The sequence below is a fragment of the Vibrio sp. KUL78 genome (assembly GCF_059725505.1).
In genome coordinates this window covers 1,309,424-1,326,442 of the sequence record NZ_AP045838.1, presented here as the reverse complement: position 1 = coordinate 1,326,442, position 17,019 = coordinate 1,309,424, and the positions used below count along the sequence as shown (strand labels likewise).

General features: G+C 47.0%; 18 protein-coding genes. 8 read left to right on the top strand and 10 right to left on the bottom strand.

Translation table 11 applies throughout. From position 1 onward, the window contains the following. Window positions 1–5: 5 nt before the first annotated feature. Entirely contained in the window at window positions 6–695 is a 690-nt protein-coding gene (locus AC6I8Y_RS22515; RefSeq protein WP_498021788.1) for a 1-pyrroline-5-carboxylate dehydrogenase, read from the top strand. Between the two features lie 91 nt (window positions 696–786). Further along, entirely contained in the window at window positions 787–2,280 is a 1,494-nt protein-coding gene (putP, locus tag AC6I8Y_RS22510; protein ID WP_498021787.1) for a sodium/proline symporter PutP, read from the top strand. Window positions 2,281–2,370: 90 nt separating this feature from the next. Here putP and AC6I8Y_RS22505 read toward each other — a convergent pair whose 3' ends face one another. Together AC6I8Y_RS22505 and AC6I8Y_RS22500 are read right to left on the bottom strand one after the other, a co-directional pair. Further along, the gene (locus tag AC6I8Y_RS22505) at window positions 2,371–3,171 is read right to left on the bottom strand and encodes a hypothetical protein (protein ID WP_498021786.1); all 801 of its coding nucleotides are present in this window, start codon (window positions 3,169–3,171) and stop codon (window positions 2,371–2,373) included. Further along, window positions 3,168–4,445: a serine hydrolase domain-containing protein gene (locus AC6I8Y_RS22500; RefSeq protein ID WP_498021785.1), complete on the bottom strand. Its 1,278-nt coding sequence runs from the start codon at window positions 4,443–4,445 to the stop codon at window positions 3,168–3,170. Before AC6I8Y_RS22500 ends, AC6I8Y_RS22505 begins: the two co-directional genes overlap by 4 nt. Window positions 4,446–4,647: 202 nt before the next feature. Between AC6I8Y_RS22500 and AC6I8Y_RS22495 the strand changes: the two genes are divergently transcribed. Beyond that, complete coding sequence (locus tag AC6I8Y_RS22495) at window positions 4,648–4,884, top strand: hypothetical protein (protein WP_498021784.1); 237 nt, start codon at window positions 4,648–4,650, stop codon at window positions 4,882–4,884. 21 nt (window positions 4,885–4,905) lie between these two features. Here AC6I8Y_RS22495 and AC6I8Y_RS22490 read toward each other — a convergent pair whose 3' ends face one another. Further along, window positions 4,906–5,445, bottom strand: a complete 540-nt coding sequence (locus AC6I8Y_RS22490) for a helix-turn-helix domain-containing protein (protein ID WP_128649514.1) — start codon at window positions 5,443–5,445, stop codon at window positions 4,906–4,908. Between the two features lie 96 nt (window positions 5,446–5,541). Here AC6I8Y_RS22490 and AC6I8Y_RS22485 point away from each other — a divergent pair, with 96 nt between their 5' ends. After that, window positions 5,542–6,714, top strand: a complete 1,173-nt coding sequence (locus AC6I8Y_RS22485) for a benzoate/H(+) symporter BenE family transporter (RefSeq protein ID WP_498021783.1) — start codon at window positions 5,542–5,544, stop codon at window positions 6,712–6,714. A 55-nt stretch (window positions 6,715–6,769) separates the two neighbouring features. Here AC6I8Y_RS22485 and gatY read toward each other — a convergent pair whose 3' ends face one another. The 5 genes from gatY to gatA all read right to left on the bottom strand — a co-directional run bounded on the left by gatY (window position 6,770) and on the right by gatA (window position 10,977). Continuing rightward, entirely contained in the window at window positions 6,770–7,627 is an 858-nt protein-coding gene (gene gatY / locus AC6I8Y_RS22480; protein ID WP_234497677.1) for a tagatose-bisphosphate aldolase subunit GatY, read from the bottom strand. Continuing rightward, entirely contained in the window at window positions 7,608–8,675 is a 1,068-nt protein-coding gene (locus AC6I8Y_RS22475) for an alcohol dehydrogenase catalytic domain-containing protein (RefSeq protein ID WP_498023088.1), read from the bottom strand. The genes gatY and AC6I8Y_RS22475 overlap by 20 nt, the downstream gene beginning before the upstream one ends. A 113-nt stretch (window positions 8,676–8,788) precedes the next feature. Further along, window positions 8,789–10,162: a PTS galactitol transporter subunit IIC gene (locus AC6I8Y_RS22470; protein WP_498021782.1), complete on the bottom strand. Its 1,374-nt coding sequence runs from the start codon at window positions 10,160–10,162 to the stop codon at window positions 8,789–8,791. Window positions 10,163–10,228: 66 nt separating this feature from the next. Continuing rightward, entirely contained in the window at window positions 10,229–10,510 is a 282-nt protein-coding gene (gene gatB / locus AC6I8Y_RS22465; protein ID WP_042475107.1) for a PTS galactitol transporter subunit IIB, read from the bottom strand. Then, a complete protein-coding gene (gene gatA / locus AC6I8Y_RS22460; RefSeq protein ID WP_042475272.1) occupies window positions 10,507–10,977 on the bottom strand; it encodes a PTS galactitol transporter subunit IIA in 471 nt (156 codons plus the stop codon). The genes gatB and gatA overlap by 4 nt, the downstream gene beginning before the upstream one ends. A 207-nt stretch (window positions 10,978–11,184) precedes the next feature. Between gatA and gatZ the strand changes: the two genes are divergently transcribed. Together gatZ and AC6I8Y_RS22450 are read left to right on the top strand one after the other, a co-directional pair. Then, window positions 11,185–12,444 carry a tagatose-bisphosphate aldolase subunit GatZ gene (gatZ, locus tag AC6I8Y_RS22455; RefSeq protein WP_498021781.1) on the top strand — a complete coding sequence of 420 codons (1,260 nt, stop codon included), beginning with the start codon at window positions 11,185–11,187 and terminating at the stop codon, window positions 12,442–12,444. Between the two features lie 64 nt (window positions 12,445–12,508). Continuing rightward, window positions 12,509–13,297 (top strand): DeoR/GlpR family DNA-binding transcription regulator, encoded by a 789-nt coding sequence (locus tag AC6I8Y_RS22450; protein ID WP_498021780.1) that lies wholly within the window; start codon window positions 12,509–12,511, stop codon window positions 13,295–13,297. A gap of 82 nt (window positions 13,298–13,379) precedes the next feature. Here the strand turns inward: AC6I8Y_RS22450 and AC6I8Y_RS22445 are convergent, their stop codons facing one another. Together AC6I8Y_RS22445 and AC6I8Y_RS22440 are read right to left on the bottom strand one after the other, a co-directional pair. Beyond that, window positions 13,380–14,153 carry a DeoR/GlpR family DNA-binding transcription regulator gene (locus tag AC6I8Y_RS22445; RefSeq protein WP_498021779.1) on the bottom strand — a complete coding sequence of 258 codons (774 nt, stop codon included), beginning with the start codon at window positions 14,151–14,153 and terminating at the stop codon, window positions 13,380–13,382. 244 nt (window positions 14,154–14,397) lie between these two features. Then, a complete protein-coding gene (locus tag AC6I8Y_RS22440) occupies window positions 14,398–15,579 on the bottom strand; it encodes an MFS transporter (RefSeq protein WP_498021778.1) in 1,182 nt (393 codons plus the stop codon). Between the two features lie 230 nt (window positions 15,580–15,809). On the opposite strand from AC6I8Y_RS22440, the gene AC6I8Y_RS22435 reads away from it, so the two are divergent. Both AC6I8Y_RS22435 and AC6I8Y_RS22430 read left to right on the top strand, forming a co-directional pair. After that, window positions 15,810–16,349, top strand: coding sequence for a peroxiredoxin family protein (locus AC6I8Y_RS22435; protein ID WP_498021777.1), 540 nt, complete (start codon window positions 15,810–15,812; stop codon window positions 16,347–16,349). Window positions 16,350–16,507: 158 nt separating this feature from the next. Then, window positions 16,508–17,005 carry a hypothetical protein gene (locus AC6I8Y_RS22430; RefSeq protein ID WP_498021776.1) on the top strand — a complete coding sequence of 166 codons (498 nt, stop codon included), beginning with the start codon at window positions 16,508–16,510 and terminating at the stop codon, window positions 17,003–17,005. The last annotated feature ends 14 nt before the right edge of the window (window positions 17,006–17,019 follow it).

Here is a 17,019-nt window from a genome sequence, read left to right as displayed (position 1 = left end):
GAGTCATGGTTAATAACGCAACAATTTTCTCTGATGTTTTGAATGCATGGGAGAGCTGGAATGTGACCGATTTTGCCGAGCAACGTGAGTGCTTACTCTCTGTTCAGCGCAATATGGCAGAACTGAACGCGACGCTAGCAAGCGTGATGGCGTTTCACGTTCAACAAGCGAATATCCTGCTGGCTAACCCGCATGTGATGCCGGGACCAACAGGCGAAACCAATGAGCTTTACGCCGCAGGTCGTGGCGTGGCTTTAGTGGTGCTTGAGAGTGAAGAGGCGCAAGCCAAGATCGCTGCGGTGGCACAGATAACAGCTGCGCTCATTGCTGGTAATGGCGTCATTGTTTGCTCTGGTAACGAGAAGTTTAATCAAATTTTAATTTTGGCAGTCGAGCGCTCTCTACTGCCTTCTAACCTAGTCCAGATTGTCGCTTTAGAAGAAGCCACTACCTTCATCGATTTCGATGTGCGTGTAGTCGGCCTTGTAGGCTCTGAAGAAACACAATGGCAGGTTAACCAACAACTGGCTAATCGCGATGGAGCGATAGGCCTTTTGGTGTCTGAAACGGATCTGGCGTCACTTCCAACGTCGCACGATCCGAATCTAGTGTTGAGGTTCATAACGGAAAGAACAAGAACCATCAACATCACTGCAGTGGGGGGCAACGCTACCTTGCTTGAACTTGGTAGCTAGTGGCTAAGGTCTTCGGACCCGCTCCACGCCGCCCTACCAGCCTCCAGCACTAAGCATGTTGGAGGCTGAATTCTAGGATGAGGAAATAATAATGATTCAAAATAGCTTCGCTATTACGACAACTTTTATCGCTTACTTGGCGATGATGCTTGCTATCGGTGTGATCGCTTATAAGCGCACAGCGAGCTCAAGCGACTACTTTCTTGGTGGACGCTCTTTAGGCCCTTGGCCTGCAGCGCTATCTGCTGGTGCATCAGACATGAGTGGATGGCTACTACTTGGCTTGCCGGGCTACGCCTATGCAGCCGGTATTGAGGCATTTTGGTTGGCAGGTGGCCTATTAGTGGGTACTTGGCTGAACTGGCTGATCTGCGCGAAACGACTACGTACTTACAGTATTACGACTGACGCTCTGACTCTTCCTGAATACTTATCTCGTCGTTTTAACGACAGCTCTAAGGTGATTCAGGTTGTATCTGCGTTCTTCATTTTGCTTTTCTTCCTTTTCTACACCAGTTCTGGTCTAGTGGCAGGCGGTAAACTGTTTGAAACGGTATTCGGCTTAGACTACACAATCGCCGTGATTATCGGCACTGTTTGTGTAGTGTCTTACACACTATTTGGTGGCTTCCTGGCGGTATCTTGGACTGACTTAGTTCAAGGTCTACTCATGGCAGCAGCGCTAATGATTGTACCGGTAATCGGTATGCAAGGTGGTCTTGGCCAGCTAACGGCAGACCTAGAAGCGATTAACCCTGAACTATTGACGCTTTGGAATGACGCGAAAGGCCAGCCACTGTCTGCGATTGCCATCATTTCATTGGTTGCGTGGGGCCTTGGTTACTTTGGTCAGCCACACATCTTGGCGCGTTTCAAAGCATCACGTACCAATAAAGATCTAGCAACAGCGCGTCGTATCGCGGTTGTGTGGTCTGGTCTTTCTATGATTGGTGCAATGCTAGTGGGTGTGGTTGGTCTAGTGTACATCACTAATACTGGCGGTGACGTTCTGGCTGATGGTGAGAAGATCTTCATGCTGCTTGTTAACGCACTATTCCACCCAGTGATTGCAGGTATCCTACTTGCAGCGATTCTAGCGGCAATCATGAGTACTGCGGATTCACAGCTGTTGGTATCGTCTTCAGCATTAGCAGAAGATTTCTACAAGCAAATCATCAATAAGGATGCGACGTCTGAGCAGGTTGTTATGGTCGGTCGTGTTGGCGTTGTTCTGCTATCTGTGATTGCGCTTGTACTTGCTATGACGCCAGACAGCTCAGTATTGGGTCTTGTTTCTTACGCTTGGGCGGGCTTTGGTGCGGCATTTGGTCCAGCAATCCTACTTAGCCTTTACTGGGCAGGCATGAACCGTAACGGTGCTATCGCAGGTATCATCGTCGGTGGTGTGACTATTGTGGTATGGAAACAGCTTTCTGGCGGTATCTTCGATATCTACGAAATCGTCCCTGGATTCATTCTATCTTGGATTTCAATCATGGTAGTGAGCTCTATGACGGGCGGTCCTGATAAAGCGGTTCAGGCACGGCATGCGACGTTTGAGAAGAACTTGGTTGAGTTAGATTAAGTTAGTTTTAACTTCTAGCGTGTTACTAAAGCCCCGATTTTCGGGGCTTTTTTTGGTTTTCAAACCTAAAATTACTTCGAATTGACTGGTTTAGAAGTAATACGCCACACCCACTTCAAACTTATGATCATTATCGGTCGGTAAGGCGGTGCCTTGTGAGTTCGATTTCATCTCAACATCCGACTTGGTATAGGTGTGTGAAGCTTCAACCCACCACAAGCCATCTTTGGAAATCGGCTGGCCGTAGCCTGTTTTCACCTGCAAGACATCACCAAATGCTTTGAGACTACTGCTGTTGGATTCAGCATCGCCATTCACATGCATGTACTGAGGTTGGAACACGGCATATTGACCCCAGTCACCAATAGAGAGTGAACCGAATAGATTCAGTTGGTAGCCGCTTAGGCTAGCGTCCATGCTTCCATCCTGTCTCGCAGTTCCCATAACATAGGCAACATTGGGGTAGATCGAGAGCACTTCCCAAGGTGTGGCTACTTTGGCGATGGTGCCGATGGCGACCAAGTCTGAACCGATACCATTGGTGTTCTCCCAGCCGCGAATGTAGTCTACCGAAAAGCCGGCTTGCTTGATTGCCGCGCTATCAACGTCCAGCACCTGAAAGTAGCGAAGGCGGGTATTGTTGTCTTTACTGCCAGTGCCGTTGGTTTTGGTCGCAAGGTTGTGCTCGACCAGTCCCATGAAGGTGTTGCCTTCTGAGTATTGCCCTGCAAGACCCACCATCCCTTTTACCGTGCCCTGATTATCCACCGTACCAAAGACAAACGAGTTTACTTGCGTTAAATCGCTTGGGTCAGGTTGTGTCGTTTCTGCTTGTGCAAAACTAACGTTGAATAGCGAAACAATCAGTATTGGCGTCCAACGTGTTTTCATTGTGACGGCTCCAGTGCATCGAGAATGCTTGGAACTAACTGATGGAATTGCATTGCCGCAAAGCGAGGCGTTTCTGCCATTGGGTAGGCACCGTTGAGCGCAATCACCGAGTTGGTTTCTTTGTGCATCACACACATTTGCCCATTAACACCAACCATGGCTAGGATTCGGTGTTTACCAATCTCCAGTACGCGGAATTGGTCTTTGTAGTAGCCTGAAGCGAGCACCGATTCTTTCCCTTTTTGCCATGCGCTGCGTACCTCTTTGTTGCCTTTCCATATGTTTCTTACAAACACTGCAGGCAATACTTGCTCGCCTTTGTCATTTTTTCCGTCATTGAGGAAAAGTAGACCAACGCGTGCAAGATCCTTGGTTGCCATGTTCATGCCCGTAGAGCCCATCGCTAGCCCCTTTTTATCCGACATAAAGTGGGCATCGGCCGCGACCCCCACTTTTTGTAGCAGGTCTTGCTCGAGGATGTTGGTAAAGGATTGACCCGTCGCGCGATCAACAATGAGGCCAAGGAGCTCTGAGTTCACATCTTGATAGTCGTACTTCTCACCCATGGCATAGGCTTGACGCTCTTTAATCAGCGGGAAGAAGTCCAAGGTACCATTTGGGTAAGACTTAGCAGCCTCTTCACCGTAATAACCCTGTGCGTTAGATAGGCGAACATCCCAGTACTTCTCTTTCGTACCCGGCGCAAGCACGACGGCTGTACGCATGTCTGACACTTCTTGAACGGTTGCGTTTTCAAAAGCAGAACCCTGAAGCTCTGGAACATACTTCACCGCGAAATCATCCCAATTCAATTGACCTCTTCCAACCGCAATGGCAGCAGCCATCGCCGTGAACGATTTAGACACAGACATATCCAAATGAGGAGAGAACTCCGTCATGCCATTGCCAAAGTGCTCATGAACAAGCTTGCCATCCTTTAGAATAACGGCGTTGTGGTTTTGCATGCGGTTAAGCATGAAGTCTTTGGCTGACATTTCGCCATCGTAATCAGGCACCATAACGTCGGCTAGATCGAGAGGCTTGCCCTTAGGAAGCTTTAGGACATAGTCGCCTTTGTGTAAGGTGTAACTGTGGGTGAACTTGTAGACGTGTGGCATTGCTGAGGCGATAAACTCAGGTGTTTCCCAAGTTTCGCCTGTGATGCCGTATGTTTCGGCGGCGGCGATATAGTCAAGATCAGGTCCTTTGAATGTCACTGCATTTGCGTTTAGAGAGCTCGCTGCCAATATAGAGACGAGTATTGTTTTCTTCATAACCATGTTCCCAAAATAATTTTCGATTAGCCTTTTGCTGAGGCACCTAGAGCATTTTGGAAGCAAGGTAATTCATATCAGAATTCGAGGGCAATTCGAACGAAATTAGAAATGAGTAGAAGAATGGGTGAAGCTTGGCTGACGAGCTAAAATAAATCGTAGTGAAGTTTTTTAGACAGCGTATTCAACAGGATTGAATTTTATGGAAAAAAGCGAGAAAGAGCGGGTAAAAGAGCTTCTTATTACCACTAAGTATGGTGTGTCTGCCTCTGAGATGCCTATCATCATTCAAGTGCCGCAGGAGAGAGGGTTAGCCATCATCAAACAGCTCATTGCCGACGGTGAGGATGTACACGCGTTAGGCGCCGGGGAAAATCCGGAGGAGTTGGTGCTGTACTCTATAGGTAGCATTGATGACAGTATTGTTCAGTATGAGTAGGCAGTACTATGACTGCCTTTATTATCTAGGGTAACTCACGATATTGTGGAATACCGCGTCTTCTGATACCGCTTCATAGCCATGCGGCTGGTCACTGTAAAAACGCAAACTTTCACCGGCATTGAGTAAGTGCCACTCTTGGTCAAAGAATATCTGCACTTGGCCACTTATCACATGCACATGCTCAATCACTCCCACGCTGTGTGGACTAGACATTTGCTGATGATGTCCTGACAACGTGATCTCAAAGACCTCGATACCAGTGTCTTCTTGAAAAGGAAATAACGGTTTTACCTTCATTCGTGGATCGTCAGGAAACAGGCGTTCGGGAGTTTGCAAGCTGGGTTCGTTGGCAAAAAACGCCGAGAATGAGGTTTCAAGTCCGCTGGCGATCTTCCACAAAGTAGCGATCGTCGGGCTCGATTCTTCTCGCTCTATTTGTCCAAGCATGGCTTTGGATACGCCAGTGAGTTTGGATGTCGCATCTAGGCTTAACTTCTTTTTCTTTCGCTCTGATTTTAGATGCTGGGCGATCTCAGACCTAAATTTGGAGTCTTGCATTGGCTTTATTCCTATTGTGCGTTATAGCGCACAGTGCTATCTTTGTTTTGTGCGTTATAGCGCACAGATGGAGTTACTATACAGAAAGGGATGACAATGAGCCAAAATATTTCCACGTTGCACCACGTAACTGCGGGCTTTACGGCGGTGCTCGTCGGTTATACCAGTTCGGTAGTGATCATATTGCAAGCCGCGACGGCAGCGGGGGCGTCTCCCGCGCAAATAGAGAGTTGGTTGCTCGCGCTTGGTGTAACGATGGGAGTCACGTCGATAGGTTTCTCATGGTATTACAAAATGCCAATTTTGACCGCGTGGTCGACGCCGGGTGCTGCTATATTGGTAAGCTCAGCTGCGGAATACGACATGCCTGCTTTGATAGGTGCCTTTGTTGTTTCTGGTCTAATGATTGTTATTACAGGCCTTGTCTCTCCTCTTTCCCGAGCATTGCATCGTATTCCAACGCCCCTTGCGACCGCGATGTTAGGTGCGATTTTATTGCCTTTCTGCGTTCGTGCATTTGAGCCCGCCATGACGACACCTTATGCGTTTGTATGGATGTTTCTGACTTTTATCGTCAGCAAGCGCTTTGTGCCCAAGTACACGATGTTGCTGCTGCTTGTTGTGGGATGCGCTTTGGCGTTTTCTGCTGATGGTGAATCGTTGTCAAACCCAGAGCTATCAATTGCCCAAGCGAGCTGGGTGACACCCATGTTTGATTGGTCAGCAATGCTCAATATTTCTTTGCCGCTTTATATTGTAACTATGCTGTCTCAAAACCTTCCAGGTGTGGCGATGATGAAAAGCTATCAATATGAGACGCCCGTAAAGCCTGTGCTGGTGGGGACGGGTCTTGCAAACATGTTATCCGCACCCTTTGGCGGCTTTAGTGTTAATTTAGCGGCGATATCAGCAGCAATTTGTATGAATGACGATGTAGACAGTGACAAGAGCAAGCGATACAAAGCTGTGATTTGGGCGGGTGCGTTCTATCTGATCGCTGGGCTATTAGCTTCCCTGGTCGTCTCTATGTTCTTGGCGTTTCCAAAGGAAATCACCCATATGCTTGCCGGCTTCGCACTGCTTGGAACCCTGATGATGTGTCTGCAAAGTGCATTTGATTCGCCAGATTACCGGGAGTCAGCCCTATTGGTGCTGGTGGTAACGCTATCGGGTGTGACGATTTTGGGCATTAATGCGACTTTGTGGGGGTTGATTGTTGGCTGGGGTTATGCGTCATTGTTCTCTGATTACAAGATAAAAGGCCACTAAGTGGCCTTTATATCAGGAGCAGCTATTGGGGGGCTGCTTTGCTCATATGTGGAAACTAGAGTCTACCTTGGCTTCGGCACATCATGATTTTATCTTCTACAACTTTCGCCATGGCAGACTTTGGTAGCTCGTTATAAACGCGAGGGTCATTAACACCAGGCTGCTCTTTTAAAACCACCTTGAGTGCATCCGAGTAGGCGATCTTAAGCTCTGTCGCCACGTTCACTTTTGCGATACCTAAATCGATGCAGCGTTGCACATCACGACTGGCAACACCTGACGCTCCGTGAAGAACTAGTGGGATATCAATCATCGAAGCAATCTTCTCTAGGCGTTCAAAGTCCAGTTTCGGCTCTTCTTTATACATGCCATGAGCGGTACCGATGGCAATCGCGAGCGAGTCTACATCGGTTTGTTCTACAAGAAGCTTGGCATCTTCAGGGTGTGTGTATGGATCATTCACAGACTCAACGATTAGGTCGTCTTCTTGACCAACAAGTTGACCAATTTCCGCCTCAACAGAGCAGCCATAAGCATGACAGATTTGTACGGCTTCACGTGTAAGCGCGATGTTTTCTTGCAGAGGCAGAGCACTTCCATCAATCATGGCTGAGCGAATACCGAGTCTTACCTTTTCGCGAATGTCGTTAAGATCATGGTGGTGGTCAAGGTGTACCACGACTTGCATGTTGCGCTCTCTTGCTGCGGCATTCACCATGTGCAGAAGTTCGCGTGAGCCACCGTAGCCGTAGGTGCCAGGTGTGCCCGCAAGAATGACCGGTGATTCCAGCGACTTGGCGGTATCTAAAATTACCTGCACTGTCTCTAGATTGTGGAAGTTAAACGCTGGGATCGCATAGCCATCGCGTCGTGCTTGTCGTAACCAGTAATTGCTATTGATAATGTTGTTCATCTTCTTGACCCCAGCTAAGTAAAATTTTGCCTGACATTGGTTGTGTTGGTAGTTGTGAAACGCGTGTGATGTACATATCCGGTTCGTAGATGCCATCAAGTAGTACTTTGGTGTTGACCTTGCCCTCGGAGAACAATTGGCAGGCGATATCCCACTCTTCACCCGGGTATGGGTAGGAATAGTTCATCCAACTGCCTACAATCGATAGCTCCTTGCGAAGCACTTTTTCGTAGTCTTTGTAAGCAATATTGAAATCTTTATGGATTGTGCCCACCAGATAAATGCTCGCACGAGGGCCAGCAATATTTAGGCTGAGCATAAAGGTCTCCGGTACGCCAGCGAGCTCAATAATCATCTGGTTTTGAGTCGATGAAGAGAGCTCAGAGAACTCCGCCATTTGCTCGCTATCAAGGGAGTTTACGGTACGGTCAGAACCTAATTGGCGTGCTGTCTCGAGCTTGTCATCACAGATGTCAATGGTGGTTACTGAGGCCGCACCTAACGCTTTTGCAACTTGCAGAGTCAGTAGACCAATCGTACCTGCGCCAACAATGACCACATGCTTATCTTTGCATCCGCCAGCCATGACGATGGGATGAAGGCCAACCGTAATTGGTTCAAAAAATGCGCCTTCAACCAAGGAAACGGTGTTTGGTAGTTTAAAACAGCATTTTTGTGGAATTGCGACGTAATGTGCGTTACCACCTTGGCGGCGTGAGCCGACAAAAGAGTAGTGTTTACAAAGGGAGTACAACCCTTGCTCGCAGACATCGCACTCTTGGCAAGGAACGAGTGGTGCACAGCAAACACTGTCCCCTTGAGTGTATTTTTCAACGTCTTGGCCAACAGCAACGACTTTGCCGGAGAACTCATGGCCGAGCGTGATAGGGTAGAAGTGTGCGCCTTTATCGAACACTCGAGGTACATCTGAGCCACAAAGACCTGAGTAGTACACCTCGACCAACACTTCGTCTGCGCCTAGTTCTGGCATGTCGTAGGCTGTCAGTTGGAGTACTTGGTTCTCCACGACTTCGACATGATGATTCATATTCATAGTTTTTACCCGCAACGACACCCACATCAAAAAATGTGTAGGTCTTACTTAATGTATTAAATTTGAAAGAGTGAAGGGCTGGCAGGTTGCCCTGCCAGCGAATTGGATTAAGCGTTAGCTTCTGTTAGCGCGTCTTTCTCTTGTTGGACTTGCTTCTCGTATTGCTTTGCGCGAGACCATGTCATGGCAACAGCGACTGCGTAGACACCACCGATGATGATGAGACCACCTAGGTTTTCAAGTCGGAACAGTTCAATCAGGATATAAGTGATCGGTGCGCCGCCTTGGTCCATAGAACCGATTAGGTTGCTGCCTGTTACGTGGCCTGTTGTTTGACCAAGCTTGGTTAGGAATGGGATTGTTTGCGTCGCAATCCAAAGCGTTCCTGCCATGATGATAGAGCCAGAGATGATGGTTCTAAACAGGTTGCCACTGTGAACCGCCACACCCATTGCCACAAAGAAGCCGATTGTTGCTAAGTCGCCAAATGGTAGAATCGCATTACCTGGCAGTAGTACAGCAATGAAAATCGTCAGAGGAATAAACATCAGACTTGCTGATACTACGTTGGTTTGACCAAGCAGCAGCGCAGGGTCTAGACCGATCAAGTAGTCATCACCACCAAATTTGCTTTGTAGACGAGTACGAGCTTGTTTAGCAATTGGGTTCAGGCCATCCATGATTGGCTTGATCACGCGTGGCATCAATAGCATAACCGCGGCTGTTTTCACTGCTAGTTGCAGCACGTTCTGTAGGTCGTAACCTGCAAGTAAACCAATCGCAAGACCCATGATGAAGCCAACCACTACCGGCTCACCAAATGCGCCGAACTTTTTCTGAATGCCGTCGGTCGAGAAGTGTACATTGCGAAGCCCTGGGATTTTTTCAATGATTGCATCAACCATTACCGCAATAGGACCACAGTACGCTGAGGTACCGTGTGGAACTGCAATGCCGTCAAGACCAAAGTAGTTTTTGGTATCTCTTGCGAACCAATCACCCAGTTTGTAAGCGAATGCAGCGTGGACGATAACACCAACAATACCCAGCATGTAGCTGTCGGTAGCCATGTGAACCATCGCACCAGTAAAAGTCATGTGCCAGATGTTCCAGATATCCACGTTTACTACGCGAGTCATCTTAGAAACCAGCATTAGAATGTTGACTGCGATAGCAATTGGAATGGCAATTAACGCCATCTCACTTGCCCAGGTAATCGGTGCAGTGCCTGGCCAGCCTAGATCAACAACGCTTAATTCAATGCCAAAGTTAGCGGTCATCTCTTGTGCCGCTGGACCAATAGAGTCCAACATTAAGCCGATGACGAGACCAATACCGACGAAACCAATACCAATATGAAGACCGGACTTAAATGCATCACCCAGTTTCATTCCGAATGCCATTGAGAAAATCATGATCACAATTGGCAGCATTACTGTTGGCCCGAGATCGAGCACATATCTGATTATTTCGTTTAACATAGTAGGGTATTCCTTTAGTCTCTCAATGGCCGGCCATACAGGAGCCGAGCCATCGAACAGGGATTATTAAAGAACAACAGCCAGCATTTTTTCTTTTAGTTCGTCTGCACCCACACCTGAGATAAACGGCATGCCGTGGAATAGAGGGATGTCGCCAAAGGTGCGATCCACTTTTGCGGTAGTGCAAATGAATGTCACGTCATCGCAGATGTAGGTGTCGATCTCGTTAACGCGGCATTGAACAATTTCGATATCCACGTTGTTCTCTTCACATAGCTCTTTGATTTCTTCCGCGGCCATCGTTGAGGTCGCTACGGCACCGCCACACGCTACAATTACTTTTTTCATGCTACTTCCTTATTTTTGTTTAGTATTTTCGAACTGAATGTGGCCGTGATTGCTTCAATCGTTGGCGCGTTTTTGAGTTCGTTAAAAAATTCTTCGTCCTGCAAAGAGGTAAACAGGGCACGCAAGAGTTGCATCTGCTCCGCTGGATCTGTGACCACAAGGGCGATGATCAGCTCTGCGATAAGTTCACCATCGTCATCGGCTCTTTCAAAAGGAATGCCCTGAGATGGTTTAATCAAATAGACGCAAGGCTTGTTCGCATGAGATGCGTCACAGTGTGGGATTGCCACTGCTCCAAACCCTAGGTCGATACCTGTTGGAAACACGGATTCACGTTCGTGAATCGCTGCGTGATAGCTCTCCTTTACAAATCCTTCGCCCGTTAAGAAGTCACTGAGATGATCGAGTACTTCTTTATTTGTCTTTAGGTCAACATCGGTGTTTACCAGAAGCTGAGTTTCTATCATTTTCTTAACCTTTCGTTTTGCTTCGGAATAATCATAATCAAAACCTTCGATTAAAAAAGCGATCTGCCGCACGTTTCGTTAATCTACGAAAATAAACATAAATTAACGAAGACATTCGTAAGTTTTGTTGGTATGTTTCTGGGTATTCGTTTAATTCAGTTGCAAACTCGAAAGTGTTAATGGCTTTCGTTTTCGATGAGGTAAGTTATGAAGAAGATCGTTGGTTTACATAAAACAAACAATAATATAGGCGTATATTCAGTATGTTCCGCTCACCCTATGGTGATTGAAGCGACTTTTCGTTACGAACTTGATAATTCGTTGCCCGTAGTAATAGAGGCGACATCGAATCAAGTAAACCAGTTTGGTGGTTATACGGGTATGAAGCCAAAGGATTTCGTAAGTTACGTTTACGAAATCGCAAATAATGTAGGCTTTCCGATAGAGAGAATTATCCTAGGCGGTGATCATTTAGGCCCAAATTGTTGGCAAAACGAAACCTCAGACCAAGCGATGGAGAAATCACGCGAGTTAATTAAGCAGTATGTTGAGGCGGGTTTTACCAAGATTCACTTGGATGCCTCGATGTCATGTGCTGACGATAGCGTGCCTCTAGACCCCTCGATTGTTGCCAAGCGCGCTGCTGAGCTTTGCGCGGTGGCCGAAGAGTATGTACCAGCAGAGAGCAGAGACAAGATTACCTATATCATAGGAACAGAGGTTCCTGTTCCTGGGGGAGAAGCCTCCGAGATCAACTCGGTTCATGTCACAGAACTTGCCGACGTGCGTAATACCATAGACACCCACGTCACAGCTTTTGAAGCGCTTGGTATTGGTCATGCTATCGAAAAGGTTGTTGGTGTGGTTGTGCAGCCGGGAGTTGAGTTTGACCACAGTAAGGTCATTCGCTATCAAAAGTCTGAAGCGCATGAAATTTCACGCTACATCGAGGGCACGCCATGGATTTACGAGGCGCACTCAACGGATTACCAAACGGCCAAGCACCTCAAAGAGTTGGTCCAAACTCACTTTTCGATCTTGAAAGTGGGGCCCGCACTCACGTTTGCCCTTCGTGAAGCGCTATTTGCCCTTGCTGAAATCGAGACCTGCTTGGTGAAGTCAGAGCAAAGTAGCCAGTTCAAGAAGGTCGTTGATGATGTATTGCTTGATACGCCGAAGTATTGGAAGTCTTACTACGGAGAGAAGCATTCAGATATCATTAATAATCTTCATTTCAGCTTCTCGGATCGCATTCGTTATTACTGGACGGATGAACGCATTCAAGCTGCTCAGAGTCGTCTTATCGACAACCTAAACAAAGTCGACATTCCATTGACTATGCTCAGCCAGTATATGCCAAATCAATATCTTAAAGTCAGCTCAGGCGAGATCGAAGCAAATGCTCATGCGTTGATAATCGATAAAATCCAAGAGGTTGTTGGTCAGTATTCAGCGGCCTGCCAATAGCCGATTATCGAGCGACGAAGCGCCTAGGCGCTTCGTTTGTTGTTGAGTGTTAAGGATGGGTCCTATGAATGTCACTTTAAGAAGAAAGAAGATACTGGATTTACTCTGTGCACAGGGGACGGTGGAGGTAAAAGCCTTAGCTGAAGAGCTGAGAACGTCTCATGTCACGGTCAGAAATGACCTCACCAGTCTCGAAAAAGAGGGTAAACTAGAGCGTTTCTTTGGTGGAGCTTCATTGCCAGCTTTGATGAGAATGCCCACCGCCTCTCAAAGTGGGCTAGACCGTGAGCTTGCTGTTAATCAGCGCTACCAAATTAACGATGAGGCCAAGCGCAAGATTGCTACAAAAGCCGCTGAATTGGTTGTGTCTAACTCGACCATTATTATCGATAGTGGCAGTACCACACACTTGCTTGCTCAAGCATTGGCTGATTCCGGCAATGTCACGGTGATAACCAATAATCTGGCCGCTGCTTCAACTCTTGCGGGAATTGGCTCGATTACGCTGGCCATCAGTGGTGGTGTATATCGAAACGTCTCGCAGTCGATTCATGGACACAAAGCGGAAGAGTTCTTTGAGGGAGTGTACGCGGATATCGCGTTTATTGGTGCCGATGGCTTAGATCCTGAGAAAGGTGTTACGACTTTCAATGAGGGATATAACGTCACGCAAATGATGGCCAAATGCGCCAAAACTGTGGTGATCTTAGCGGATTCGTCGAAGCTATCACGTTCAGGGTTCAATCAAGTACTGTTGCCTGAACAGATTGATATGCTGATAACCGATACGGGTGTTTCCAGTGAGGATGTAGAAAAATTTCGTTCTCAAGGCATACACGTTGTTGTCATTTAGTGAATGCGGTTTTTGAACATTGAGTTGGCAAGCCCTATAGGAGTCTGTAGGGCTTCTGCCTGTTGAAAATCAAATAGAAGCTTTAAACGACAACCACTTGGACACCACATTGCTCAAATCTCGCCTTGTCCTCTAAACTAATGCCCTCATCAATTACGAGAACATCAATACGTGCAATATCTAGTACTTGGTTAAATCCAATTCGACCGAGCTTGGTTGAATCTACAACGGCTATCACTTTCTTAACGCACTTTGCCATGACATCCGTAATCGCATAGCCCTCGTTAAATGTCGTAATGCCTTTCTCAGGATCAAGGCCATCTGCGCCCACTACCAAGATGTCCGCTTGGACACCATCTAAGCATTGTTCGGCACGAAAGCCGTGTAGAGATTTCGTTTTATTACGGTAAGTACCACCAATAACAACCAGAGTGGTGTTTTCTGCTTCCATGAGTGACACACAGGCAGCAAGATTATTGGTAATGATTGTATTGCCGCCACGAACGGCGAGTTGCTCGGCGACAAGATGTGTGGTGCTGCCGCTGTCGAGGATAATGGTATCGGAAGGAGCGATCATTGCTGCCGCTGCTTCGGCGATCTTGTGTTTAGATTCGCCGTTAATCTCATAGCGACGGTCGATCTGTACTTCATTGTCGACTTGCGACAACGGAAGATGTTTGATGGATTGAGCCCCACCAAAAAAGCGTTTTAGTTTGCCTTCTTGCTCTAGGACTTTTAAATCAGCGCGCAAGGTCACTTCAGACGTATTAAGCGTGACTGCCATATCTTTAACAAGTACTTGTCCATGCTGATTAAGTGACTGAAGGATAGTCTCTCTACGTTCCAGCTGATTCATCGCAACCTCTTTAAAGTCTTTCGTATTCTTTCAAGTTCGATAGTATAACCTTGTTGTTGTTTTTGTATACCACTTATGTGTTTATTACGTACTGATTAAAAAGTAAATAAAAATCGTGACTTAGGTTGTATTTTGATGGTTTTTGAATTTATTTACCGAATTCAATACTGGAGTGCAGCTAGAAACTCGAACTAACAATTTGCGACTGCTTTCGAGATTTCTAACTGCATGCGTCTTTTGGACTTTAGGCTGTTTTTAAGCTGCCCATGGTCTTTTTATCTAATGCGCCACTCAATCGTGTCAGTAGTAGAGCCACGACAACGATCGTCGCTCCAACCCAAGGAGTATGCATGAGCCCCGCTTCAGCGACAATATGACCGCCCCCCCATGAACCTAATGCGATACCAACGTTAAAGGCCGCGATGTTTAAGCCAGAGGCAACGTCAACACCATCAGGCGCATACTTCTCTGCTAGCTTCACTACGTAAACCTGCAGTCCCGGGACATTACCGAAGGCAAATGCACCCCATACCAAGATAGTGATGACGGCTGCAATCGGATTTACTGCAGTGAAATTGAACACCAGTAGAATGCCAGCAAGACCTGCGAAAATAATCGTTAGGGCTTTAATTGGACCCATAGAGTCCGCCATTTTCCCGCCCCATATATTACCGACAGCCACAGAAACCCCATAGACCAACATGATCAGGCCGACGGCACTTGAATCAAAACCTGACACTTGCTCTAAGATCGGTGCAAGGTAAGTAAACGCGGTAAACGTACCACCATAGCCCAGTGCAGTAATCGCGTACACTAGAAGCAGACGAGGCTGCGCCAGTACCTTCATTTGCGCTGAAAGTTTTGCCGCTGGTGGTTGTTTTAGGTTATTTGGAACAAGGAAAGCGCTGCCAATCAGAGCGATTAATCCAAGTATCGCAACAACCAAGAACGTGGTTTGCCAGCCGAAGGTTTGTCCGATGTAAGTGCCAAGCGGAACACCTGTCACTAGAGCAACTGTCAGGCCGGTAAACATAATGGCGATAGCGCTCGCGGCTTTCTCTTTAGAAACCAAACCTGTCGCAATAGTCGAGCCAATGGAGAAGAATACCCCGTGAGCAAGACCTGTCAGGATACGCGCAAGGACAAGAGTGTTATAGCCAGGCGCTTGCCAAGCCAAAAGATTTCCCGCGACAAATAAACTCATAACAGAGAGTAGAACGTATTTGCGTTTCCAGTTTCCTGTCAGCGCGGTCAATACAGGTGCACCAACCGCTACCCCAAGCGCGTATAAGCTAACCAGTAGCCCAGCTGAAGGAAGTGAAACGCCAAGGTCGGCAGCCATAGTTGGTATCAATCCAACGATGACGAACTCAGTGGTACCAATGGCAAAGGCACTGAGTGTAAGTGCAAAAAGTGCAATAGGCATGTGATGTCTCCAGTAATGCGCAGCCGCTCTTGTTAGTGACTGCCTTCGTTTTGTTGAGCGCATTATTGAAGAAAGTTGGATTGCGAAAAATAGCAGTTGTAACAAATGATTTTTACAAATATTGCAAATATAAAGTCTGACTAGGTTACTAAAAGTTAACTACTTGAAAGTATGGGGTTCTCGACCCACAATCAATGACAACCTATGAGAATGTGAATGAAGGAGTGAGTATGTCTACATCGGTAAAACTAAAAGCGGGCGATGCGTTTCCATCACTACAAGCAACGTTATTGGATGGTTCATCGGTCACACTTGGTGAGCCAAAAAACGGATTAACATGGCAAGCGGTGTTTGTGTATCGCGGTAAACACTGTCCACTTTGCACTAAATACCTCAACGAACTTGAGTCTTACAAGCAAGCATTTGCTGATGCAGGTGTGGATATATTAGCGGTATCTGGGGATTCTAAAGCGCAGCTAGAAAAGCATTTAGAGCAGCTAGACGTTAGCTTTCCATTGGCTTACGGATTGACGGAAGAGCAAATGAAACAGCTTGGCGTGTATATCTCTTTGCCGCGTTCTGAGAAGGAGACAGACCATAATTTCGCTGAACCAGGGCTGTTTGTGGTGAATGAGCATGGCAATCTTCATGTCGTCGACATCTCAAACAATCCGTTTGTAAGACCGGAATTAGGCGCGCTATCACGCGGTCTTGCTTGGATTCGCGATCCAAATAACAACTACCCAATTCGCGGGACGCTAGATTACTAAGCTCATTTCAAAAGTGGTGTGATATCTGATTGCACCACTTTCATCATCTCCACAATTTCTTCAACTTTTCTGCAAAATTACCGCGTATCTTTCCAATCCCTACAGGTCACCTGCCAACTGAACTTTTAGTTGTTGCAAAGGACAAATTGGAGAGATGCATGATTCGTAAACTTAACACCAAACAAGCGATTATTGGCACTTTACTTGCCGCGTTGGTTGCTCCAGCCGCTGCCAAGCCGATCCCTGTCCCACCGTCGAAAGTGAAGCCAGTGGTGGTGAAGTCCGCGTTTAAGCCAGTTCAAAAAGCGCCAGTGCACCGCAGTTTTCACTATAGAAAACTTCCTAAAGGCGCAACGTTTGTTTTGATTGCTGGAATTAGCTATGCGGTAATAGACAACGCTTATTACAAGCGTAGTAATGACACCTACATTTATGTAGAACAGCCCCCCGTTTCTGCGCAACCTCAGATTCAAGCTGGTGTGAGTAGTGAGAGTCAGTCAACGGTAACGGGAATGCAGGGTAAAGTCGTGCAATTAGTGCCAGAGAATGCAACGACGGTAACCGTGGACGGCGCAACGTTTTATGTCGATGGTGGGGACTGGTATGCCCCTATTGCAGGTACCAGTCAGTTTGTCATTGTAGAGCCACAGCTATAGTGTGCGTTATTTAG